Source organism: Winogradskyella poriferorum, assembly GCF_050618035.1.
In the GTDB taxonomy this organism is placed as follows: domain Bacteria; phylum Bacteroidota; class Bacteroidia; order Flavobacteriales; family Flavobacteriaceae; genus Winogradskyella; species Winogradskyella poriferorum_A.
Genome location: NZ_JBODPY010000379.1, coordinates 1 through 206, shown reverse-complemented (window position 1 = coordinate 206; position 206 = coordinate 1). Strand labels below are relative to the sequence as shown.

The window sequence follows — 206 nt, the reverse complement described above, 5'->3', positions numbered from 1 at the left end:
GTATGGCTGCGCCAACTGTTTGGATCGTTGGTGTAGAAGTTAAAGGAAATGACTACAAAGAGTTGTTTCCATTTGTAAATGTAAAAGTAAAAGCCATAATCTGCTTAGGTGTTGATAATTCAAAGTTATTTGGAGCCTTTGGAAACATGGTAGATATCATTATCCAAACAGAGTATATGTCAGAGCCTGTTAAGATTGCATACAAG

1 pseudogene is annotated in these 206 nt (G+C 35.9%); it reads left to right on the top strand.

Annotated elements, in window-relative coordinates:
- A pseudogene (locus ACRHOC_RS16125) lies at positions 1 to 206 on the top strand (UDP-N-acetylmuramoyl-L-alanine--D-glutamate ligase); the annotation flags it as partial.